Source organism: Candidatus Pelagibacter sp. HIMB1493 (genome assembly GCF_052047995.1).
Classification (GTDB): domain Bacteria; phylum Pseudomonadota; class Alphaproteobacteria; order Pelagibacterales; family Pelagibacteraceae; genus Pelagibacter.
The window spans coordinates 1,104,565-1,127,681 of the sequence record NZ_JBNAIP010000001.1; the positions used below are offsets into that span (position 1 = coordinate 1,104,565).

The 23,117-nt window shown below is 31.8% G+C and carries 24 protein-coding genes; 2 read left to right on the top strand and 22 right to left on the bottom strand.

Annotated elements, in window-relative coordinates; genetic code table 11:
- Window positions 1–3: 3 nt before the first annotated feature.
- Genes ACTTBK_RS05845 through ffh form a run of 17 tightly spaced genes read right to left on the bottom strand, consistent with a single transcriptional unit; the run spans window position 4 to window position 17,371 of the window.
- A complete protein-coding gene (locus ACTTBK_RS05845) occupies window positions 4–1,497 on the bottom strand; it encodes a CoA-acylating methylmalonate-semialdehyde dehydrogenase (protein ID WP_075506082.1) in 1,494 nt (497 codons plus the stop codon).
- A 39-nt stretch (window positions 1,498–1,536) separates the two neighbouring features.
- Window positions 1,537–2,316, bottom strand: coding sequence for a succinate dehydrogenase iron-sulfur subunit (locus ACTTBK_RS05850; protein WP_440619063.1), 780 nt, complete (start codon window positions 2,314–2,316; stop codon window positions 1,537–1,539).
- Window positions 2,316–4,091: a succinate dehydrogenase flavoprotein subunit gene (gene sdhA / locus ACTTBK_RS05855; protein ID WP_262589897.1), complete on the bottom strand. Its 1,776-nt coding sequence runs from the start codon at window positions 4,089–4,091 to the stop codon at window positions 2,316–2,318. Before sdhA ends, ACTTBK_RS05850 begins: the two co-directional genes overlap by 1 nt.
- Window positions 4,091–4,417 carry a succinate dehydrogenase, hydrophobic membrane anchor protein gene (sdhD, locus tag ACTTBK_RS05860; RefSeq protein ID WP_440619064.1) on the bottom strand — a complete coding sequence of 109 codons (327 nt, stop codon included), beginning with the start codon at window positions 4,415–4,417 and terminating at the stop codon, window positions 4,091–4,093. Before sdhD ends, sdhA begins: the two co-directional genes overlap by 1 nt.
- A 1-nt stretch (window position 4,418) precedes the next feature.
- Window positions 4,419–4,802, bottom strand: coding sequence for a succinate dehydrogenase, cytochrome b556 subunit (sdhC, locus tag ACTTBK_RS05865; protein WP_440619065.1), 384 nt, complete (start codon window positions 4,800–4,802; stop codon window positions 4,419–4,421).
- On the bottom strand, window positions 4,792–5,799 hold the full coding sequence (locus ACTTBK_RS05870) for an aspartate-semialdehyde dehydrogenase (protein WP_440619067.1): 1,008 nt from the start codon (window positions 5,797–5,799) through the stop codon (window positions 4,792–4,794). The genes sdhC and ACTTBK_RS05870 overlap by 11 nt, the downstream gene beginning before the upstream one ends.
- A gap of 15 nt (window positions 5,800–5,814) precedes the next feature.
- The gene (locus tag ACTTBK_RS05875) at window positions 5,815–6,924 is read right to left on the bottom strand and encodes a dimethylsulfoniopropionate demethylase (RefSeq protein WP_440619069.1); all 1,110 of its coding nucleotides are present in this window, start codon (window positions 6,922–6,924) and stop codon (window positions 5,815–5,817) included.
- Window positions 6,921–7,697: an alpha/beta fold hydrolase gene (locus tag ACTTBK_RS05880; RefSeq protein WP_440619071.1), complete on the bottom strand. Its 777-nt coding sequence runs from the start codon at window positions 7,695–7,697 to the stop codon at window positions 6,921–6,923. The genes ACTTBK_RS05875 and ACTTBK_RS05880 overlap by 4 nt, the downstream gene beginning before the upstream one ends.
- 8 nt (window positions 7,698–7,705) lie before the next feature.
- Window positions 7,706–9,322, bottom strand: a complete 1,617-nt coding sequence (locus ACTTBK_RS05885) for an acyl-CoA synthetase (RefSeq protein WP_440613685.1) — start codon at window positions 9,320–9,322, stop codon at window positions 7,706–7,708.
- A gap of 2 nt (window positions 9,323–9,324) precedes the next feature.
- Entirely contained in the window at window positions 9,325–11,088 is a 1,764-nt protein-coding gene (locus ACTTBK_RS05890; protein ID WP_440619072.1) for an acyl-CoA dehydrogenase family protein, read from the bottom strand.
- Window positions 11,089–11,114: 26 nt separating this feature from the next.
- Window positions 11,115–12,221, bottom strand: a complete 1,107-nt coding sequence (gene leuB / locus ACTTBK_RS05895) for a 3-isopropylmalate dehydrogenase (protein WP_440613683.1) — start codon at window positions 12,219–12,221, stop codon at window positions 11,115–11,117.
- Complete coding sequence (leuD, locus tag ACTTBK_RS05900) at window positions 12,214–12,819, bottom strand: 3-isopropylmalate dehydratase small subunit (RefSeq protein WP_440613682.1); 606 nt, start codon at window positions 12,817–12,819, stop codon at window positions 12,214–12,216. The genes leuB and leuD overlap by 8 nt, the downstream gene beginning before the upstream one ends.
- Complete coding sequence (gene leuC, locus ACTTBK_RS05905; protein WP_440619074.1) at window positions 12,820–14,223, bottom strand: 3-isopropylmalate dehydratase large subunit; 1,404 nt, start codon at window positions 14,221–14,223, stop codon at window positions 12,820–12,822. It abuts the gene before it with no gap.
- An 11-nt stretch (window positions 14,224–14,234) separates the two neighbouring features.
- On the bottom strand, window positions 14,235–14,789 hold the full coding sequence (gene rplS / locus ACTTBK_RS05910; protein ID WP_440619076.1) for a 50S ribosomal protein L19: 555 nt from the start codon (window positions 14,787–14,789) through the stop codon (window positions 14,235–14,237).
- Window positions 14,790–14,805: 16 nt separating this feature from the next.
- A complete protein-coding gene (gene trmD / locus ACTTBK_RS05915) occupies window positions 14,806–15,492 on the bottom strand; it encodes a tRNA (guanosine(37)-N1)-methyltransferase TrmD (protein WP_440619077.1) in 687 nt (228 codons plus the stop codon).
- A gap of 14 nt (window positions 15,493–15,506) precedes the next feature.
- Window positions 15,507–15,995 (bottom strand): 30S ribosomal protein S16, encoded by a 489-nt coding sequence (gene rpsP / locus ACTTBK_RS05920; RefSeq protein ID WP_440619078.1) that lies wholly within the window; start codon window positions 15,993–15,995, stop codon window positions 15,507–15,509.
- A 17-nt stretch (window positions 15,996–16,012) separates the two neighbouring features.
- Window positions 16,013–17,371, bottom strand: coding sequence for a signal recognition particle protein (gene ffh / locus ACTTBK_RS05925; RefSeq protein ID WP_262589911.1), 1,359 nt, complete (start codon window positions 17,369–17,371; stop codon window positions 16,013–16,015).
- 166 nt (window positions 17,372–17,537) lie between these two features.
- Here ffh and dapF point away from each other — a divergent pair, with 166 nt between their 5' ends.
- Together dapF and ftsY are read left to right on the top strand one after the other, a co-directional pair.
- Window positions 17,538–18,362: a diaminopimelate epimerase gene (gene dapF / locus ACTTBK_RS05930; RefSeq protein ID WP_440619079.1), complete on the top strand. Its 825-nt coding sequence runs from the start codon at window positions 17,538–17,540 to the stop codon at window positions 18,360–18,362.
- Entirely contained in the window at window positions 18,362–19,279 is a 918-nt protein-coding gene (gene ftsY / locus ACTTBK_RS05935; RefSeq protein ID WP_428078914.1) for a signal recognition particle-docking protein FtsY, read from the top strand. Before dapF ends, ftsY begins: the two co-directional genes overlap by 1 nt.
- Here ftsY and ACTTBK_RS05940 read toward each other — a convergent pair.
- The 5 genes from ACTTBK_RS05940 to ACTTBK_RS05960 all read right to left on the bottom strand — a co-directional run bounded on the left by ACTTBK_RS05940 (window position 19,272) and on the right by ACTTBK_RS05960 (window position 23,115).
- Window positions 19,272–19,835: a hypothetical protein gene (locus ACTTBK_RS05940; RefSeq protein WP_440619080.1), complete on the bottom strand. Its 564-nt coding sequence runs from the start codon at window positions 19,833–19,835 to the stop codon at window positions 19,272–19,274. The genes ftsY and ACTTBK_RS05940 overlap by 8 nt on opposite strands.
- A 49-nt stretch (window positions 19,836–19,884) precedes the next feature.
- On the bottom strand, window positions 19,885–20,601 hold the full coding sequence (locus ACTTBK_RS05945) for an alpha/beta hydrolase (RefSeq protein ID WP_440619081.1): 717 nt from the start codon (window positions 20,599–20,601) through the stop codon (window positions 19,885–19,887).
- A gap of 85 nt (window positions 20,602–20,686) precedes the next feature.
- A complete protein-coding gene (locus ACTTBK_RS05950; protein WP_440619083.1) occupies window positions 20,687–21,592 on the bottom strand; it encodes a DMT family transporter in 906 nt (301 codons plus the stop codon).
- 17 nt (window positions 21,593–21,609) lie between these two features.
- Window positions 21,610–21,786, bottom strand: a complete 177-nt coding sequence (locus ACTTBK_RS05955) for a hypothetical protein (RefSeq protein WP_179850415.1) — start codon at window positions 21,784–21,786, stop codon at window positions 21,610–21,612.
- A complete protein-coding gene (locus tag ACTTBK_RS05960) occupies window positions 21,787–23,115 on the bottom strand; it encodes an amidase (protein WP_440619085.1) in 1,329 nt (442 codons plus the stop codon).
- Window positions 23,116–23,117 lie beyond the last annotated feature (2 nt).

A 23,117-nucleotide genomic window follows, 5' to 3' on the forward strand; every position in this document is an offset into this window, starting at 1 on the left:
CTCTTATTTCATTGTTGGCATTACAAATTCTGCGTTTGTACGCACACCTGAAGGCCATCGTGATGTTACAGTTTTAAGTTTAGTATAAAATTTTATTCCTTCCATGCCATGCATGCCACTATCTCCAAATAATGATCTTTTCCAACCACCAAAACTATGAAAGGCCATAGGAACTGGAATTGGAACATTGATACCAACCATTCCTACTTGAATTTTACTAGCAAATGTTCTGCCTGCATCACCATCTCTAGTATAAATACTTACTCCGTTTCCGTATTCATGATCATTGATTAGTTTTGCAGCCTCTTCAAAAGTTTTAACTCTAACTACAGATAGAACTGGACCAAAAATTTCTTCTTTATAAATTCTCATGTCTTTATTAACGTGATCAAATAAACAACCACCTATATAAAATCCGTTTTCATAACCTTGGAGTTTTAAGTTTCTTCCATCTACAACTAATTTAGCACCTTCTTCAACTCCTAAATCAACATAACTTTTTACTTTTTCTAAATGTTCTTTTGTAACCAGAGGTCCCATCTCTGAAGTTTTATCCATACCAGGTCCTACTTTTAAGGCCTCTGCTTTTTTTGAAAGTCTTGAAACTAGTTCATCACCAATATCTCCAACAGCAACAGCAACAGATTGGGCCATACATCTCTCACCTGCAGATCCGTAAGCTGCACCCATCAATCCATTTACTGCACCATCCAAATCACAATCTGGCATGACTACTAAGTGATTTTTTGCACCTCCAAGTGCTTGTACTCTTTTTTCATTTTTAGCTGAATTTTCGTAGATATATTTTGCAATTGGAGTGGATCCGACAAAGCTTACAGCTTTAATATCTTTATTTTCTAAAATTGCATCAACAGCTTCTTTATCACCATTAACTACGTTAAATACTCCCTCGGGCAATCCAGCTTCACTAAGTAACTCTGCTAATCTAAGTGGACATGAAGGATCTTTTTCTGAAGGTTTTAATATAAATGTATTTCCACAAGCAATTGCTATTGGAAACATCCACATTGGTACCATTGCTGGAAAATTAAATGGAGTAATTCCAGCTACCACCCCCAGAGGTTGTCTCATTGACCAACTGTCAACATTTGTTCCAACATTTTCTGAATATTCACCTTTCAACAAATGAGGAATTCCACAAGCAAACTCAACTACCTCAAGCCCTCTTGTTAAAGATCCTCTAGCATCCTCAAAAACTTTTCCATGTTCTGATACTATTAGCTTTGTTAACTCATCAGAGTTTTTTTCTATTAATTCTTTAAATTTAAATATTATCCTTGCTCTTTGTAAAGGAGGTTTTGCAGACCAAGTTTCAAATGCTTTTTTGGCTGCTTCTACAGCTTGATCTAAATCAGATTTACTTGCAAGTCTAACCTCAGATTCTTGTTCTCCTGTTGCAGGATTAAATACTTTTCCTTTTCTATCAGATGAACCTGGAATTATTTTTCCATTAACGAAGTGCTCTATTAATTTCATGAATACGGTCTTTTAAATCAAAAAAACTTAATAGTCTATTTAAACATTAGCCGTAGCTAACATTTTTTTAATTTCTGCAATTGCTTTTGCTGGATTTAGGCCTTTGGGACAAGCATTTGTACAATTTAAAATAGTATGACACCTGTAAAGTTTTAATTCATCAGCAACTTTTTTTAACCTTGCTTTTCTTTCTTCATCTCTACTATCAACGATCCATCTGTAAGCTTGTAGAAGGACTGCTGGACCTAAGTATTTATCTCCATTCCACCAATAACTTGGGCAAGATGTTGAACAACATGCACACATAATACATTCATAAGCGCCATCAAGTTTTGCTCTATCTTCTTGAGATTGATAAATTTCTTTTGTTTCTACTTTTGAATTATTTTTTAACCAAGGTTCAATAGATTGATACTGTTTATACAAACCATCTAAATCACCAATTAAATCTCTTTTAACTTTCAAGTGCGGCAGTGGATATATGTCTATATCTCCATCAATTTCCGAATGTGGAGTTGTGCACGCTAAACCATTTTTGCCACCCATGTTCATAGCACAAGAACCACAAACTCCATGAGCACAAGATCTTCTATAAGCTAATGTTGGGTCAATTTCGTTTTTAATTTTATTTAAAATATCTAAAACTTTTGAAGGACAATTATCCATATCAACTTCATAAGTATCAATTCTTGGATTTTCTTCAGTAGAAGGGTCCCATCTATAAACATTTACTCTTCTAAGATTTTTAGAGCCTGTTTTATCTTTAAAATATTTACCTTTTTTGACTTCAGAATTTTTTGGTAAATTCAATTGTACCATTAGTATACCCGCTCTTGTGGTGGGAAATATTGAACTTCATTAGTCAAAGTTGACTTGTGGACTGGCCTATAACTAATTTTTGTATTTTTTCCATCACACCAAGCAAGAGTATGTTGCATAAATTTATCATCATCTCTTTTTGGATAATCATCTCTTGCATGAGCTCCTCTGCTTTCTTTTCTGTGATATGCAGATTCTACTGTTGTTACTGCTTGTCTTATTAAATTATCAAATTCTAAAGTTTCAACTAAATCAGTATTAAATACTAAAGATCTATCTTTAACAGAAATAGAGTCCATTCCATCATAAGCTTTTCTAATATCATCAACGCCTTCTTTTAAATTTTTTTCTGTTCTAAATACTGCACATTTAGATTGCATTGTTTTTTGCATTGAAAGTCTAAGTTCTGCAGTACTATTATTACCATCTGCATTTCTTAACTTATCAAATCTATCTAAACATCTTTGTGTCTCAGACTCGGGTAACTCTTCATGAGGAGTTCCGGGTTTAACTAATTCTGCTGCCCTTTTTGCTGCTGCTCTTCCGAACACTACTAAATCAATTAATGAATTAGAGCCAAGTCTATTCGCACCATGAACAGATACACATGCTGCTTCTCCTATAGCCATCAGACCTGGAACAGTTTTTTCTGAACCATTAACGGTTAAAACTTCTGCTTTGTAATTTGTTGGAATACCCCCCATATTATAATGAACTGTTGGGACAACAGGTATAGGCTCTTTAGTTACATCTACATTTGCAAATAACCTTGCAGCATCAGTAATTCCTGGAAGTCTACTTTCAATAATATCTTTATCTAAATGACTTAAGTTTAAATGAACATGATCTTGATCTTTTCCAACTCCTCTTCCTTCATTTATTTCAATAGACATTGATCTACTAACAACATCTCTTGATGCTAAATCTTTTGCATTTGGAGCGTATCTTTCCATAAATCTTTCGCCCTTGGAGTTAGTTAGATAACCACCCTCACCTCTAGCACCTTCTGTTATTAAAGTGCCATGACCATAAATTCCTGTTGGATGAAATTGAACAAACTCCATATCTTGAAGAGGCAATCCAGCTCTTAATACCATTGCATTTCCATCTCCAGTACAAGTATGCGCAGATGTAGCTGAATAATAGACTTTCCCATATCCACCTGTAGCTATAATTACAGTATGCGCTCTAAATCTATGGATTGTTCCATCATTTAAATTCCATGCAATCAATCCCTTGCACGCTCCATCTTTCATTAAAAGATCTAATGCAAAATATTCTATAAAAAACTCAGTGTTATGTTTTAAGGCTTGTCCATAAAGCGTATGAAGAATTGCATGACCAGTTCTATCCGCAGCAGCACATGTTCTTTGTACAATTCCATTTCCATAATTTTTTGTCATTCCACCAAAAGGTCTTTGATATATTTTTCCCTCTTCAGTTCTGCTAAATGGAACTCCATATTTTTCTAGCTCTAAGACTGCCTTTGGAGCTTCTTTACATAAATACTCAATACTATCTTGATCTCCTAACCAGTCTGCACCTTTAACCGTATCATACATATGCCATCTCCAGTCATCTTCTCCCATATTGCCAAGTGCAGCTGAGATACCTCCTTGTGCAGCAGATGTGTGGCTTCTAGTTGGAAATACTTTTGAAATACAAGCTGTTTTCAATCCAGCTTCGCTTAATCCAACAGCGGCTCTCAAGCCAGATCCACCAGCTCCTAAGACAACTACATCATATTCATGATCTATAATATTATAAGCGCTCATTATTTTAGATTAAGTAAAATTATTATTGTTAATAATGGGATGATTATAGCAGAAATATAGAGAAGTCTGTTTGCGACATATTTGGTTTTTTCATTAGAAATATAGTCCTCAAAAACCTCACTAATACTTAGGGCAGAAAAAAAATAAGCAAAAATTAAAAATATACTAAATAAAAACTTATTTGTTTTGTTTGAAAAAAAACTAACTACTTCAGAATAATCTTCATCATAAACTGATATGAAATTAATTATAAACCAAAACATTAAAGGGACTAAAATTATTGATGATAATTTTAAAAACACCCATTTTTTTGTAGCTAAATTCATATTAAAGAAAGTTTTTTCCAATTAAGTAAAATAAAATAGTTAAAATCAATGAACCAAAGATCACCATCAAACCTGTTATACGAGTAGTCCTCAGTTCATAGCCATAACCCATATCCATTATTATATGTCGGATTTCACTAAGTATCTGAAAACTAAAAGACCACGCTAACCCTATTGCAACAAATTTTCCAAGAAATGAATTAAAAAAAAAGTTTATCAAATCATATTTTGGTTCTCCTAAAATTAGCCAAGAAACCCAGACGCAAACTAAAGTTATTGCCAAGATATTTATTATTCCAGTTATTCTATGAGAAATAGATACTAGTGAAGATATGTGCCATCTATAAATTTGTATATGGGGAGAAAGGGGTCTTTTACTTTCCATAAAAATTATTTTTTATTAATGTTTCAGCAATTTCAACTGCATTTAAAGCTGCACCTCTAAGCAAATTGTCTGAGACAATCCACATATTTAAACAATTCTTTTTAGTCTTATCTTCTCTAATTCTTGAAATGAATGTCTCATCTTTTCCAGCCGCTTCAAGTGGTGTTGAATATCCACCATCTTGTCTCTCATCAATAACTTTACAGCCTTCCATTTTCTCAAGACATTCTTTAATTTGATCAATTGTAAATTCTTTTTCTAATTCTAAATTTACTGCTTCAGAATGAGAAACTAAAACTGGTACTCTTACACAAGTTGCTGATAATTCAATATTTTGATCTAGAATTTTTTTAGTCTCATTGGTCATTTTTAATTCCTCTTTTGTGTATCCGTCATCAGCAAATACATCAATATGTGGAATTAAATTAAATGAAATTTGTTTTGTAAAATTTTTTGATTCAATTGCTTTGTTTTCTAGTGCTAACTTAGTCTGTTCTACTAATTCATCCATTGGTGCTTTACCACCACCAGATACTGATTGATATGTAGCTACAACTACTCTTTTTATTTTAAATAAATCATGGATTGGTTTTAATGGTAAGACTAATTGTGCAGTTGAGCAATTAGGATTAGCAATAATATTTTTTTTTATATTTTTTAAGTCATCCGCATTTACTTGAGGTACAATTAAAGGAACATCAGGGTCCATTCTATAAAAACTAGAATTATCTATTACAATACTGTGACTTGCTGCTTTTAAGGCATAAGCTTCTGAAATTTTTCCACCCGCTGCAAAAAAAGTAATTTTTGCTTTTGAAAAATCAAAAGTCTCTAAACTTTCAACTTCTATGTCTTTACCTTTAAAATTAATTTTTGAACCAGCACTTCTTGCAGATGCGACTAAAAAAATTTCTGAAATATGTAAATTTTTCCTTTCAAGCACTTCTAGTACTTTTCTTCCAACATTGCCTGTGGCTCCGACTATAGCTATATTCATGATGGGGTTGTTATACTAAATGAAAGGTAAATCGCAAACTTTTCCAGCGCAATTATGTTCATTTACAACAACTTTTACATTTTGCTCAGGATTCCAGTATCCTTTTTGCATCATAGCTATACCAATTACTTTTTTGAAGTGAGGTGAATAGCAAGCAGATCTTAATTCTCCAATTAGGTTGTTGTTTTCATCTGTCAAATCTAGAGAACCTGTTACACTGATTTCATTAATATCAATTTTTATACCCATCAATTTTTTAGTAATTCCTTCTTCTTTTATTTTGATTAATTTTTCCTTACCCAAAAACTTTACATCACTATCTAAGTTAACATACTTATCAAAACCACACTCAAACGGGTTATCATTGTTATCCATATCGTTTCCAAATGACAATAGAGCACTTTCAATTCTCTCTATTAAATTAGGGCATCCAGGCTTAACATTAAATTCTTTACCAGCTTCAAATAAATGATCATATAACTTTTGACCAGACTCAGTATTTTGAACATAAATTTCATAGCCACCTTGCTTAGACCAACCTGATTGTGCAATTAAGTGGTCAACTCCTTCAAAATTAAAATAATCAAATCCAAAAAATTTCAATTTAGTTATTTTTTCGCCAAATACTTTTTCCATTAACTTAAATGATTTTGGACCTTGAACAGCCATGATGTCTACATTTGGTTCAAAGATTTTCACATCAAATTTATTTCCAATTGCTAATCCTTTTGCAAATAAAATTACATCAGAGTCTGCAATGGATATCCACCATTTCTCCTGACTTAATTTCAGCACTACAGGATCATTAATTAATCCACCTTGGTCATCTATAATAGGACAATAATAACATCTACCATCTTTAGATTTAGATAAATCTCTACAAGTCATTAATTGAACTAATTTAGCTGAGTCTTTTCCTGAAATTTCAACTTGCCTTTCTGCTGCAACATCCCAAATTTGAACATGTTCTTTTAAGTGATGATAAGAATCTTCTACAGATCCAAACGCTGCTGGTAGCAACATATGATTATAAATTGTATAAGCTGTTACACCTTGTTTTTCTATCCTTGAAGTATATGGTGTACTTCTAAGTCTTCTAGATTTTGCTATTGAATAATTTTTCATTTATTTAAAAATTCTAAAACCTTGTCCCGCATTTCAAATGCTTTTTCAATCATAATCATATGCCCACATCCGTCTATTACATAAATAGTTGAATTTTTGATTAATTGAGAGAATTTTTTTCCAGATTCTAAATTAACCATTTTATCTAAAGAACCAAAAACAAACATTGATGGAACCTCAATGGATCCAGCTGCGTTTGAACCATTTTTGTAATTGTTACAAGCTATGAGATCTACAGCAAGTATTTCACTAATATCTTTTGGAGATTGAATAATTCTTTCAACTGGATTTCCACCTATAAATTTTTTTGAACCTTCGTATCCCCACTTCATCATTAACTTTACTGCATCAGAATCTCCATTTTCTGCAAGCTCAATCAAATCAGGATGAACAGGCATTTTATTAGATCCACCTATAAAGACTATTTTTTTTAGTCTATCTTTGTATCTATGGGAATATTCAAGTATTTCTAAACATCCTTGTGAATGACCAACTAAAATTAAATTTTGAAGTTCTAAGGCATCAAATACAAGTTCCAACCATTCTGCAATTTCCTCAATAGTTTTTAAACATGGCCCCTCAGAATTTCCATGTCCTGGTAGATCAATAGATAATACATTGAAATTATTATTTGAAAAAAATTGCTCACTTAATGACCAAACAATATGAGATAAGCCACTTCCATGAAGAAAAACAATGGTATCCTTGTTTTTATCTATACCTTTGCCATTATCTGAAGCAAAAATACTTTTATTTTCGATTTCAAAATTCAATTAGATACCTAAACTTTTTTTCTCAGTTCGAACTTCTGTATTTTTCCAGTTGATGTCTTAGGTAGTTCGCAAAAAACAACCTTCTTAGGAACTTTAAATCCAGCCAAAGTTTCTTTACAAAAATCAATTAATTCTTTTTCAGTAACAGGCTTATCTTGAACCATCTCGATGAAAGCACAAGGTACTTCTCCCCATTTTTCATCTGGTTTAGCAACTACCGCTGCTATTGAAACTGAAGGATGTTTGGATAACGTATTTTCAATTTCTATTGATGAAATATTTTCTCCTCCTGAGATAATAATATCCTTAGATCTATCTTGGATTTTTACATATCCATCAGGAAACATAACTGCCAAGTCACCACTATGAAACCATCCATCTTTCATTGCTTTGTCAGTAGCTTCTTTATCTTTAAAGTAACCTTTCATTACTACATTTCCTCTAATCATGATCTCTCCGATAGTTTTTCCGTCTTTAGGAACTTCTTTCATCGTCTCTGGATCTAAAACGGTTACTCCTTCTGTGTTAGGATATCTTACTCCTTGTCTTGCTTTAATCTCATTTTGTTTATCTTCATCTAAATCATTCCATCCATCATTCCACGCACATTGTGTAACATGGCCATATGTTTCTGTAAGACCGTAAACATGCATAACTTCAAATCCAAGAGATTTCATTTTTTTAAAAATAATACTTGGGGGAGGTGCTCCAGCAGTTAAGACATAAACTTTATGCTTTAATTTTTTTCTATCACTCTCAGGAGCTCCGGTTATCATATTTAAAACTATTGGCGCTCCTCCAAAATGAGTAATGTCATATTTATCAATAAGTTCAAAAATTTTCTTAACATCAATATTTCTTAAGCAAATTGTTCTTCCATTTAACATTGGAACTGTCCATGGATAGCACCAGCCATTACAATGAAACATAGGAACAATTGTTAAAAAGTTTAAACGATTAGGCATGTTCCAGGCAACAGTACTTCCAGTAGACATTAAGTACGCGCCTCTATGATGGTAAACAACACCTTTAGGATTGCCAGTTGTACCTGAAGTATAACTTAAAGATATTGCTTGCCACTCATCATCAGGCATTTTCCAATCAAAATTTTCATCTCCAGTATTTAAAAAACTTTCGTATTCTAAATCTCCAATTTTTTCTAATTTCGATTGATCAGCATGTTTGTCGTTAATATCTATAACAGTGATTTTTTTATTTAAATTTTTTAAAGCTTTTTTTACTTCTACATGTAATTGTCTATCTACAACCAATACCTTTGCATCACTGTGATTTAAAATATAATTAATTGTATTAGCATCTAATCTTATATTAATTGTGTTTAAAACAGCTCCTGTCATTGGAACTGAGTAGTGTGCCTCAAAAATTTCAGGAGTATTAAAAGCTAAAAAAGATACTGTATCTCCTTTTTGAATACCAATTTTAGAAAGTGCACTGGCAAATTTTACTGCTCTTTTATAAACTTCATTCCAAGTATAGCTTCTATCCTCATAAACTATAGCCTCATAATCAGGATAAACATCTTTGGCTCTTTGTAAAAATGTTAGTGGTGTTAATGGAACATAATTTGCATTATTTCTATCCAGATTAATATCGTAATGATTCATTGTTAATTAAATTTAAATTTCATTATATTTGAGCTACCTGAAACTGCAGATTTATAATGATATTCTGCTCTTGGTAACACTTTTTCAAAGTAGAATGTAGCTGTATTAATTTTATCTGAATAAAACTCTTTATTTTCCTCATAATCTTTAAAGCTGATTTCTAAGATTTTTATCCATGAAAAAGCAATCGAAATATAACCAAGTGTTTTTAAATAGTCATTTGCAGCTGCAGAAACATCATCTTTTTCTATTTTACTTTTGTCTACAATCCAACCAGTGAATTTTGATAAAATATCAAGATAATGTGTAAGATCTTTTGTAAAAGATTTTACCTTTTCATGTTTGTTTTCACATTCAGATTTTATCATTTCTAAATATTTAGAAATTACATCACCATTTCTGTTTATTAATTTTCTAAATACTAAATCAGCGGCTTGAACTGAATTGGTTCCTTCATATATCGGTGTTATTCTATTATCTCTATATAACTGTTCAATACCTTGGTCTTTAGTGTAACCGTACCCTCCATGAATCTGCATAGCATCGCTCGTAATCTCCATGGCTAAATCAGTAAATAAAGATTTAACTACAGGTGTCATCAAAGAAACATAATCAGAAGCTTCCTGTTTAATTTTTTCATCTGGATGATGAAGACTAACTTCAGTTTGTTGAGACAGCCAAAAGCATAAAGCTCTTTCTCCCTCAATTATTGATTTCATGTTTAATAAAGTTCTTCTTATATCTGCATGGTCAATAATAAAATCTGCACCATTTGTAGATTTAGAATTATTAGTTTTTCCTTGTTTTCTCTCTTTTGCATAAGCAAGTGAATTTTGGTAAGCAATTTCTGAAATACCCAATCCCTGAATACCGACTACAATTCTCTCAAGATTCATCATGGTAAACATTGCATTTAAACCTTTGTCCTTAGGACCAATCATGTATCCTGTTGCATCATCAAAGTTTAAAACACAAGTTGCAGAACCTTTAATTCCCATTTTTGTTTCAATAGATCCTGTTGAAATACCATTTCTTTGTCCAACCGATCCATCTTGATTTACTAAAAACTTGGGTACTAAAAATAAACTTATTCCTTTTGTTCCAGGAGGAGAGTCGGTAGATCTTGCTAAGACTAAATGAACAATGTTTTCTGTTAAGTCATGATCACCTGATGTGATAAAAATTTTTTGACCAGTTATTTTATAAGTTCCATCGGATTGACTAACTGCTTTTGTTTTAAGTAAACCTAAATCGGTACCACAGACAGGTTCTGTTAAGCACATCGTGCCACTCCATTTACCTTCTACAATTTTAGGTAAATATTTATCTTTTATTTCATCAGTGGCGTGATGATTAATACAATTGTATGCTCCAATACTTAATTCACTATAAAGTTTAAAAGATAAACTCGCTGAAGAAAGCATTTCGTCAAAAAAAGCACTCACTGTTTTTGGCATTCCTTGACCACCATATTTTGGATCGCATGACAATGAAGTCCATCCATCCTCAATATATTTTTGATAAGCTTCTTTGTATCCTGGTGGTGTTCTAACTACACCATTTTCTAAAACTGCCGGATTTTCATCGCCTGCTTTAGCAAGTGGTAAAATTAAATTTTGATTGATTTTAGCTGCTTCTTCTAAAATATCTTTAACCAAATCTGAGCTAACTTCATTATATCTTTCAAGATCATTATAATTTTTATTATCTCTTAATTTTTCATAGAGAAACATCATATCTTTAACAGGTGCAAAATAACTTGGCATTTGAAAAGCTTAGAATACTTAGAGGTTTATTGCAATTTTGAAATTATCGCGTCGCCCATTTGCGAAGTAGATACTTCTTTCATACCCTCAGAAAGGATATCTTTCGTTCTTAGACCATCATTTAACACAGCTTGTACTGCATTTTCTAAAGCATCAGCTTCATTATCAAGATCTAAAGAATATCTTAAAGCCATTGCAAAACTTAATACTGTTGCAATTGGATTTGCTAGCCCTTTTCCTGCAATATCAGGAGCTGAACCATGTATGGGTTCATACATTGCTCTCATTTCACCATCTTTATTTTTTGCACCTAAAGATGCAGAAGGTAATAATCCTAAAGATCCTGTTAACATTGAAGCTTGATCTGAAAGCATATCACCAAATAAATTATCAGTAACAATTACGTCAAATTGTTTTGGATTTCTAAGTAATTGCATTGCACAGTTATCTGCAAGCATATGGCTTAACTCAACATCTTTGTATTCTTTTTCATGAAGTTCCTGAACTTCTTCTTTCCATAGTTGTCCGGCTTCCATTACATTAGATTTCTCACAAGAGGTAACTTTGTTTGATCTTTTTCTAGCAAGATCAAAAGCAACTCTTGCAACTCTAGTAATTTCACTAGTAGTATAAGTATGAGTGTTTATTCCTTTTCTTTCACCATTTTCTATTGGTTTAATACCTCTTGGTTCACCAAAATAAATTCCACCTGTTAATTCTCTTACAATCATTATATCTAAACCAGAAACCACCTCTGGTTTAAGTGTTGATGCGCCAACTAATTGTTCAAAACATATTGCAGGTCTCAAATTTGCAAATAATTTTAATTCTTTTCTTAATTTTAATAAAGCTCTCTCAGGTTTTTTTGAAAACTCAATATTATCCCACTTGGGTCCTCCCACTGCACCAAGCATAACAACTTCACTCTCTAAAGCTTTATAAAAAACTTCATCTGTTATTGGTGTACCGTGTTTATCGTAAGAACATCCACCAGCAAGATCTTCATCTATTTCAAAGTCTAAGGATTTTTTATCATTGAACCAGTTAATTATTTTTTTAACCTCTCCAATTACTTCAGGTCCAATACCATCTCCTGGTAATAATAGAATTTTTCTTTTTTTAACTTTAATCATTAAAAATCCAAGGTTTTTTATCTTTTAATTGATTCTCAAAATTTTCAATTTTGTCAGATTTTTTTAAAGAAAGAGCAATGTCATCTAATCCTTCTAGCAAACATTTTTTCTTAAATGGATCTATTTCAAATTTAATTTCATTGTTTCCATAAATAATTTTTTGATCATTTAAGTCTACAGAAATTTCCTCTTTTCTATTTGCGTATTCAGAAAGTTCTTTTATTTTTTCTTCTTCGAGAATTATTGGTAAAATTCCATTTTTAAAACAATTACTATAAAAAATATCAGCATAACTTGAACTAATCACACAAGTAATTCCAAAATCTAACAATGCCCATGGAGCATGCTCTCTTGATGAACCACATCCAAAATTGTTTCCTGCAATTAAAATTTTTGAGTTATTAAATGGTTCCTGATTTAATACAAAATCATTAATTTCTTTTCCATTATCGTCATATCTCATTTCAAAAAACAAATTTTTTCCAAGTCCAGTTCTTTTTATTGTTTTTAAAAATTGCTTAGGAATAATCATATCTGTATCGATATTTACGATTGGTAAATAAGCTGGAATACTTTTTAATGTATTAAATTTTTGCATTTAATTTTGATACTTTCTTACATCATCTAAATTACCAGAGATTGCAGCTGCAGCTGCCATCCCAGGGCTTACTAGATGCGTTCTGCCGCCTCTTCCCTGTCTTCCTTCAAAGTTTCTGTTTGAAGTAGATGCACATCTTTCCTCTGGTTTTAATTTATCTGCATTCATTGCTAAACACATAGAACAGCCTGGCTCTCTCCATTCAAATCCTGAATTTACAAATATTTTATCTAAACCTTCTTGCTCAGCTTGTTCTTTAACTAATCCTGACCCGGGAACTACAATAGCATTTACATGAGATGATATTTTTTTGTCCTTTAAGATTTTGGCAGCTTCCCTTAAATCTTCAATTCTTCCATTTGTACAGCTTCCAATAAATACTTTATCTATCTTGATATCAGTTGCTGCCATATCAGGTGTTAATCCCATATATTTTAGTGCTCTTTCAATTGAGTTCTTTTTATCCTCATCTTTTTCATTTTGAGGATTAGGTACTTTTCCATCAATTGTAATTACGTCTTGAGGTGATGTCCCCCAAGTAATCATTGGTAAAATCTCATTTGCATTAAGATTTATTTCTTTGTCAAAACTTGCATCAGCATCTGTTTTCAAACTGTTCCAATATTCCAATGCCTTTTCCCAATTTTCTCCTTTTGGAGACATGGGTTTACCTTTTAAATATTCAAATATTTTTTCATCTGGAGCAATTAATCCAGCTCTTGCACCACCCTCAATAGTCATATTGCAAATGGTCATTCTCTGTTCAACACTTAACGATGTTATTAAATCTCCAGCATATTCAACTACACAACCTGTTCCGCCTGCTGTACCAATCTTGCCAATGATTTGAAGAATTACATCTTTGGATGTTACTCCTAATGGAAGTGTTCCATTAACATTAATTCTAAAATTTTTTGCTTTCTTTTGAACGAGTGTTTGCGTCGCTAAAACATGTTCAACTTCAGATGTTCCAATACCAAAAGCTAGCGAGCCAAAAGCACCATGAGTTGCAGTATGACTATCTCCACACACAATAACTGTTCCTGGTTGAGTAAAACCTTGTTCTGGTCCAATAATATGAACAATTCCTTGTCGTTTATCATCCATACCAAAAAGCTGTACACCAAATTCCTTACAATTTGATTCTAATGTATCAACTTGTATTTTTGATTCCTTATCTGATATCCCTTTAGTTCTATCTGTCGTTGGAACATTATGATCAGCAACAGCTAAAGTTAAATTAGGATGACGAACTTTTCTATTTGAATTTCTTAAACCTTCAAAAGCTTGTGGACTAGTAACTTCATGAATTAAGTGTCTATCGACAAACAATAAAGCTGTTCCATCTTCTTGCTGATCTACTAAATGATCATTCCAAATTTTATCGTAAAGAGTAGTGGACATTGAAAAAAAAATTATTTTTTTTCTGAAGTACTTTCTGTTGATTGTTCGGCAGTAGCTTCTTCTGTCTTAGGGGCTTCTTCTTTTGGAGCTTCTGCAGCTGGTGCTGCTTCTACTTTAGGAGCCTCTTCCTTTGGAGCTTCTGTTGGTGGTGCTACATTTTCTTCAGTAACTGTTTCAGGTTTTGCATCAACATCAATACCAATTTTTTTTCTGATTTTTTCTGCAATCCTTGCTGATTTACCTGTTCTATCTCTTAGATAGTATAATTTTGCTCTTCTTACTTTTCCTGATCTAATAACTTTAATTGAGTCAATTAGAGTTCCATAAAGTGGAAATGTTCTTTCAACACCTTCACCAAAAGAAATTTTTCTAACTGTGAAAGACGAGTTTAAATCTCTGCTTTTTTTTGCAATACAAACGCCTTCAAAATATTGAATTCTCTCTTTTTTTCCCTCTGTAATTCTAACACCTACTTTAACTACATCTCCAGGATAGAATTCAGGTATCTTTTTTTCTGAAAGTATTTTTTTAATGTTATGTTGATTTATCTCTTCAATTGTTTTCATAGTTATATTTATCAAATTAATTCTTCTTATATTTTTCCCATAAATCTGGTCTTCGGACGCGTGTTATAGCCTCAGATTGAGATAAACGCCAGTGTTTAATTTTACTGTGATCTCCTGACAAAAGTACTTCTGGAACCGCTTTTTCCTCCCAAATTTGAGGTTTTGTGAACTGAGGATACTCTAATAATCCATTTTCAAAACTTTCGTTTACCGTAGAATTCTCATTTCCAAGAACACCGGGTAAAAGTCTCAAAATACTATCAATCACCACAAATGCTGCTGACTCTCCTCCTGATAAAATAAAGTCTCCAATACTAACTTCTTCTATATTTCTCGTGCTTAACACTCTTTCATCAACTCCTTCGAAGTGTCCACAAATTATCGAAACCGATTTTTCCTTTGATAGTTCTTTGGCATAATTTTGATCAAATTTTTTTCCTCTTGGAGATAAATATAATATTTTTTCTCCCTCATTTTTATTTTGATCTAATGATTTTGCTAATACATCAGCTTTCATCAACATACCTGAACCACCTCCATAAGGAGTATCATCTACAGTTTTGTGTTTATCATCAGCAGCATCTCTAATGTTTACTACTTTTAAATTCCAAATATTTTTAGACATTGCTTTTCCATATAGACCTTTAGACAAAGGACCAGGAAAAATATCTGGATAAAGTGTAAACACTTGAGCTTGCCACATATACTGTCCTCAGTTTATTTTTTTTCCTCAGCTGGAACTTCTGCTGCTGGAGCTGCTTCTGCTTTAGGAGCTTCTTCCTTTGGAGCTTCTGCTGCTGGAGCTGCTTCTGCTTTAGGAGCTTCTTCCTTTGGAGCTTCTGCTGCTGGAGCTGCTTCTGCTGCTGGAGCTTTAGGGGCTTCTGCACCATCTTCCTCTTTTTTATTTCTTTCTTTTTTAGGAACAGCTTTATTTGGATTATTTCCAGCTGCTGGCATAGGGATTAAATCATTTTCACCTAAAATTCTTGCAACTCTTGTTGTTGGTTTAGCGCCTTGACCTAGCCAATATTCAATTCTTTCAGCTTCAAGACCTACTCTTTCTTTTTTATCTTTAGGAAGTAGTGGGTTAAAAAAACCAACTTTTTCTATAAATCTTCCATCTCTTGGGAAACGACTGTCAGCTACAACAACTTTGTAAACTGGTCTCTTTTTAGAGCCTCCCCTTGATAATCTAAGTTTTAACATTTGTTCTCCTTATTTTATTATTTTAGTTTATTAAATAGCTCTGGTGGTATCCCTTGATCAGACATACCTTTCAGATTTCCTTTTGACATCTTTTTCATCATTTCAGACATCATTTTAAATTGCTTAAGCAATTTATTGATAGTGGCTGGATCTGTGCCAGAGCCATTAGCAATTCTTTTTTTTCTTGAACCATCAATTACTTTTGGATTCTCTCTCTCTTTTTTTGTCATTGATAAAATGATAGCTTCGTTTTTTGTTATAATACTTTCGTCAATCCCTGCTGAATCCATTTGAGATTTAATTTTAGATACTCCTGGCATAAAAGACATGATCCCCTCAATGCCTCCCATTTTTTTCATTTGTCTTAATTGAGAAAGGTAATCTTCCATAGAGAATTGACCCTTTTTTAAATTTTCTTCAGCTTTTTTAATGTTCTCTTCACCTAGATCTTGTGCAGCTTTTTCTACAAGAGAAACAATGTCTCCCATTCCTAAAATTCTATTTGCTATTCTATCTGGATGAAATACCTCAAAATTTTCTATTTTTTCACCTATACCCAAAAATTTTATCGGAACATTTGATACATATTTCATACTCACGGCAGCTCCGCCTCTGGCATCACCGTCAGCTCTAGTTAAGATTATTCCAGATAAGTTAACTGTGTTTTTGAACTCTTTTGCAACTGAAGCAGCAACTTGACCTGTAAGAGAGTCCGCTACAAGAAAAGTTTCTGCTGGATTAATAATGCTCTCAATTTGTTTGATCTCGCTCATCATTTGTAAATCAATTTGAGTTCTCCCAGCTGTATCAAACAAAATTATATCTGCTCCATTTAGATTTGCTGCACTCATGGCTCTTTGGCAAATATCAGTTGGTTGTTGACCTTCAATAATTGGAAGTGTCAAAATATTATTCTGTTCACCTAAAGATCTAAGCTGTTCTTGTGCTGCTGGCCTATAAATATCCAAACTGACCATCATCACTTTTTTCTTTTTGTTATCTTCTAAATATTTAGCTAATTTTGCAGTAGAAGTTGTCTTACCCGAACCCTGCAAACCAACCATCATCATAGGAACTGGTGGTACAGCATTTAAATTTATATCTGCATTGCTAGAACCTAGTAAGTTTACTAACTCATCGTAGACAATTTTTACAACCATATCTCCAGGAGAAGTTGATCTTATGATTTCTTGTCCTAAAGCTTTAGGTTTTACGTTTTCAACAAATTCTTTTGCAACATCTAAAGAAACATCTGCCTCAAGCAATGCTTGCCTAATACTTCTCAAGCCCTCATCTACCTGAGCTTCATTCAGAGAGGGTGCTTTTTTTAAAGAAGAAAAAATTTCTTCAAATTTATTTGTTAAATTTTCAAACATATATTTTTTTGTTACGCATAGCAGTAACGCACTAGTGGGCGAACTCTCGCTGACTAGTGTCGATCTCTTTGTTTCCAAAGACACCGCAAAGTTAATGTTTTTGCGGAAACGGCAACAACCTATAATAGAGGTTCAAAAAGTCAATAAATAAGTTAAATATCTAATTATGAATATTAAAGCATTTAAAATGGACGGTTTAGGCAATGATTTTGTAATTATTGATAATAGAGAAAAAGTTACAAATCTTACGAAAGACCAAATAATTAAAATTTGTGACAGAAACTTTATAGGATGCGACCAACTTATATTAATTAATAAAGACCAAAATTACGATGCTTCAATAGAATTTTTTAACTCTGACGGTGGGATTTCTGGTGCATGTGGAAATGGTACAAGGTGTGTGGCTGAGCTATTAGGAAAAGAAAAAAATAAAGACACGATTATATTAACAACTTTATCTGGCCATTTAAAATCTCATATTTTAGGAGAAAAATTAGTATCTACTGAAATTGGTTTGGGCAGAACTAAATGGAATGAAATTCCATTATCTGAAGAATTAGAAACTAAAAACTTAAATATTAAAATTGTTGATTCAAATAATAATGAATTTTTTGGAGGAACGGCCGTCAATGTGGGAAATCCTCATATAATTTTTTTTGTGGAAGACAACGAACAATTCAAAATAGAAAAAGTTGGCCCAGAAATAGAAAACCACAAACTGTTTCCAGAAAAATGTAATGTCACAATAGCCACAATAGTAAACAAAGAGTTAATAAAAGTAAAAGTTTGGGAAAGAGGAGCTGGTTTGACAAAAGCATGTGGAACTGCAGCTTGTGCTACTGCCTTTGCTGCTAAGCAGGCAGGACTTGCTAGCGATAAAGTTAACATCGAATTTTCTACTGGAAAATTGACGATATCTATAGATGAAAACGATAGTATCCACATGAAAGGTCCTGTTTCTGATATAAAAGAAATCGATATAGAAATTTAATGGGAATTTTCGAAAAATTTAAATCAGGGTTTAAAAAAAGTGCTTCAGCTTTTACATCGGGCCTAAGAGATATAGTTGTCAAAAAAGAAATTGATGACAAAACTTTAGACAGAATTGAGGATTATTTAATTCAATCAGATGTTGGGGTAGCTTCTGCCTCAGAAATTAGAGAAATAATCTCAAAAACAAAAATAGATCCAAACAAAGATTTAACTGCTGAGATAAATAATATTCTTAAAGACTACATAATCTCAGTTATGAAACCTCTAGAAAATAATGAATTTTTTAAAAATAAAGAAAAACTTAATGCCATTTTAGTTTCTGGAGTTAACGGCGTTGGTAAAACAACAACTATTGGGAAAATTAGTAAAATATTAAAAGAAAATGGTAATAAAGTTATGTTGGCAGCATCAGATACATTTAGAGCTGCTGCTATAGAGCAATTAGAAAATTGGGCAAAAAAAATTAATGTTGAAATTACAAAATCTTCACAAGGATCTGATCCTGCATCTGTAGCCTATAAGGCAATAGAAACTTCTATATCAAACAATTTTAATCAAGTTTTAATTGATACTGCTGGAAGACTGCAAAATAAAAAAAACCTAATGGAAGAATATAAAAAAATAGCAAACGTTACAAAAAAAATAGATGAAAGTGCACCTCATGATGTGATTTTAGTTTTAGATGCAACTTCAGGCCAAAACGTTTTAAATCAAGTTGAAGAATTTAATAAAATTATCCCAATTACAGGCTTAGTGATGACAAAATTAGATGGAACAGCTAAGGGAGGAATACTTCTAGCTGTAGCCAAAAAGTATAAAATACCAATTATTGCACTTGGTTTAGGGGAAAAGGAAGATGATCTGCAAATTTTTGAAGCTGAAAAATTTGCTGATGCCTTTACACAAATTACTTAATTAAATTACTAGATATTAAAGGTTTATAGAAACTACATCTATAATTGTCCTTAAATTTGTAGTGTCCGCAGTCCTTTGCAATAGAGGAAATAATGAAATCAAACTTTCCATTAGTTGGATATAAATCTAATTTCTTTTCAAGAATATCGTATTTGAAATTTACTTTTAAACTTTTAACAGCACTAATCATTACCAATGTTTTGTTATCCTTTAATAGATAATAAGCAAAATCATCTGGAAAAACTGGAAAATTATATTCCTTTAAAAAATTTTTTGCTTTTCTTGGAAACCATTCATAAGAAATCAATGGTGATGATACTTCTGTTTTATAATCATATATATAGAGATCTTTAGGGTAATCATTTATGTAATTACTTACTTCCCCCTTTGCTAATATAGCCTTTTCTCTTGGTTTAAAATACAAAGCAAAATTTTCATCATGCGAGTTCATTTGATCAATAAAAAATAAATTTTCAATTGAAGACAAATTTTCTTTAGAAAAAGAAGTTCCTGAAACAAGAAAAGTCAAAAAAATATAAATGAATAATTTCTTCATGATTAGAAATTAGTTAGAATTTTTGGAATAAAATTGTTTTGATTGTGGCTTAATTTAAACTTTTTATAAATGAACTTAGTTGGAAAACCATATTATTATCAAATTCCATCATATGATCGTCATGTTTGGTAAAATAAGAGGACTTTGGATCATTTGCTAAATCAAACATCTTCTTTCCCATTGAAAAAGGAACAATTTGATCTTTTTCGCCATGCATAACTAAAACTGGAATATTAATATTTTTTATTTTTTCATCATTTTTATATTTATCTTTCAATATTAGAGAGACAGGAATGTATGGATAAAAATTCTTAGCTGCGGCAATCATTGAAGTGAAAGGTGTTTCTAAAATTAAACCAGCATATTTTTTATTTTGAGAAACCTCAGTTGCAATTCCTGTGCCAAGTGACTCTCCATAAATGATTAAATCACTGTCACTCAAACCTTTATTTTTAAGCCAGTTAATTGCACTTTTTCCATCCTCATATAAAGCATTTTCAGATGGTTTTCCTAAATTTCCACTAAATCCACGCCAAGCGATAATTAAAAAATTTACATCCATATTTTTAAAATGATTTAATTTATGAATTCTATTTTCTAGGCTTCCTGCATTTCCATGAAAATAAACAACGGTCTTAAATTTTTTCAAATCTTTTTTATGAAACCATCCTAAAAGGCTAATGTTATCTGCTGTTTGAATTTGAACTTTTTCTATTTCTACTTCTATTTTATCTCCTGAATAATTATTTTCCTGGGGATGATACATTAGATTTCTTTGAAATATAAAAAGATAAGCTAGTAAAATAAGATATATAACGAAGATCCAAATTATAATTTGCAAAATTAACTTCCTAGTTTTTGGTATCATAATTTTTCTTTGCTAAGTAAACTCCAACAAAAACAAGTGCGGTACCAATATAATGAAATGTTTCTAAATTTTCATCAAACAATATAAATCCATAAATTGCTGCATAGATAGTAAATACATACAAAGTAAAACCAGTAAGTGAAGCTCCTAAGCTTTCTTGAGCTTTAGTATATAAAGTAAATGCTATAATTCCTGGTGAAACGGCTGCAAATATAGTCCACAATAAAAAATCAGAATTAAATATAGTTTGTTCAAAATAAATTTCTTCTGCCAAATAAAATGGAAATAAACTAACTGCACCAAAAAAAGATATCATAGAAAATCTAGTAAAAATCGATAATTGAGATTTCCAGTAAAATAAATAAATCGAATATAAGGCCCAGCCAATCGCAGCTGCCAACATCCATAAATCTCCAATGGTGAAATTTAAATTTAAAAGTAAATTTAAATCTCCTTTAATAATAATTGCTAAAACTCCGACTAAACACGAAATCAAACCAATAATTTTTAATAAATTAATTTTTTCTTTAAAAAATATTGCAGAAATCATAATTATAAAAATAGGAGATGAGGTATAAATAATTCCCATATTTGTAACAGTTGTCGTTTTACCTGCTAAAAAAGGAAAAGCCCCACAAACTCCACATCCCATTGCGCCTAGAAAAAATAATTTTGAGTATTCATTTTTAATAACTTTGAAATTTTTTTTTAATGATGAATATGTGAAAGGTAAAAGAAGTAAAAATACAAACGTCCACCTCCAAAAAGCTAATGAAATTGGGGGTACAAACTCAACACCACCTCTAGCAACAATTAAATTAGATGCCATGAATATCGGTTGAATAAATAAAAGAGATAAAGCTAATAAATTTTTATTTTGACTAGACAATTGTATATTAAGAAAAATTATTTTTTATCGAAAAACGCTTCGTAAACCATCATAAAGATTGCTCCACCCATCAAAATATAAACAGGAAGAACATCAAAAAATCCAATCATCGATGATCTAGTCAACGTTGTTGCAAGTCCTACTAAAAAAGCAATTGCAAGAAGAGAACCTAAAAATGTTGTAAATTTTTGCATTTAATTATTACATTCCTTTTCTAACCAATTAGCAACACCTAAAAATCTTTGATCATCATATTTTGCACCAATTAATTGTACACCTAAAGGTAAATTGTTTTCACCTTGAAGTATAGGTAATGATATACAAGGTGTACCTAAATAAGACCATACTTTGTTAAATTCTGCCGTTCCTGTACTTTTTAAACCTTTCAGTGCTACTCCAGGACTAGATGGGGATAAAACTCCATGATAATCCTCAAAAACTTCCTTATAAGATTCATAACTTCTTTTCATAAAATCTATAGCTTCTGCATATTCTTTTGCAGAATGTTTGTTACCTTTGGAAATTGCATCTTGCATATACTTAGATAATTTTTTCTTATACTTTTTATAATAGAGTGAAAAATTATTAGCTAAATCCGTCTCATGAATTATTTGATGGTATTTATGAATATCTTTAAAGTACGAAGGTGTATCAAAAACTTCGATATTATTTTTGAATGATTTTATAAAGTATTCAAATGCTTCTCTTGATTTTTTTCCAAGAAGCTTCCAATGATCAGTTTTGTAAAAAATAAATTTAGGATCAAACAAAGGTCCTTTTTTTGTTTCTACTAACATTTCATCACTAGAGTAATGAACTGTTGCTGTGTCATAATTATCTTTTTTGATTAAAATTTTAGCAAGAAGAGCAACATCTTCTACCGATCTTCCAAAAACACCGATGTGATCTAATTTTTCAGATGTTTTAAGAACTCCATTTCTACTTATTAATCCATAACTGGGCTTATAACCAACAACTCCACAATAAGATGCAGGTCTTATAACCGAACCTCCTGTTTGAGAACCAATTGCAAGCGGAGCCATAAAAGAAGCTACTGCTGCTGCAGATCCACTAGATGATCCACCTGGGGTTCTAGAATAATCATGAGGATTTGTAGTTTTTGAAGGACCTAAAAATGCCAATTCTGATGTTGATGTTTTGCCCATTATAATTGCTCCAGCAGATATTAATAGATCAACTATTTCAGCATTTTGAGAATATGATTTCCCTTTTCTTATTGATGTTCCACATTCTGTAGGCATATCAACAGTTCCAACAATATCTTTTACCGCAACAGGTATTCCATGAAGTGGACCGAGTGGTTTGCCTGATTTCCTATGTTCATCAGCCTCTGATGCCTTTTCTAATAAAAGTTTTTTATCTAAATGCGCCCATGCTTTTACGTCTTTTTCAAATTTATTTACTCTGTCTATATAAATTTTACATAACTCTACTGATGTAATTTGTGCTTCTTTAATTTTTACAGCAAGTTCTTCAACTTTTAATGAAAAAACATCTGTCATTT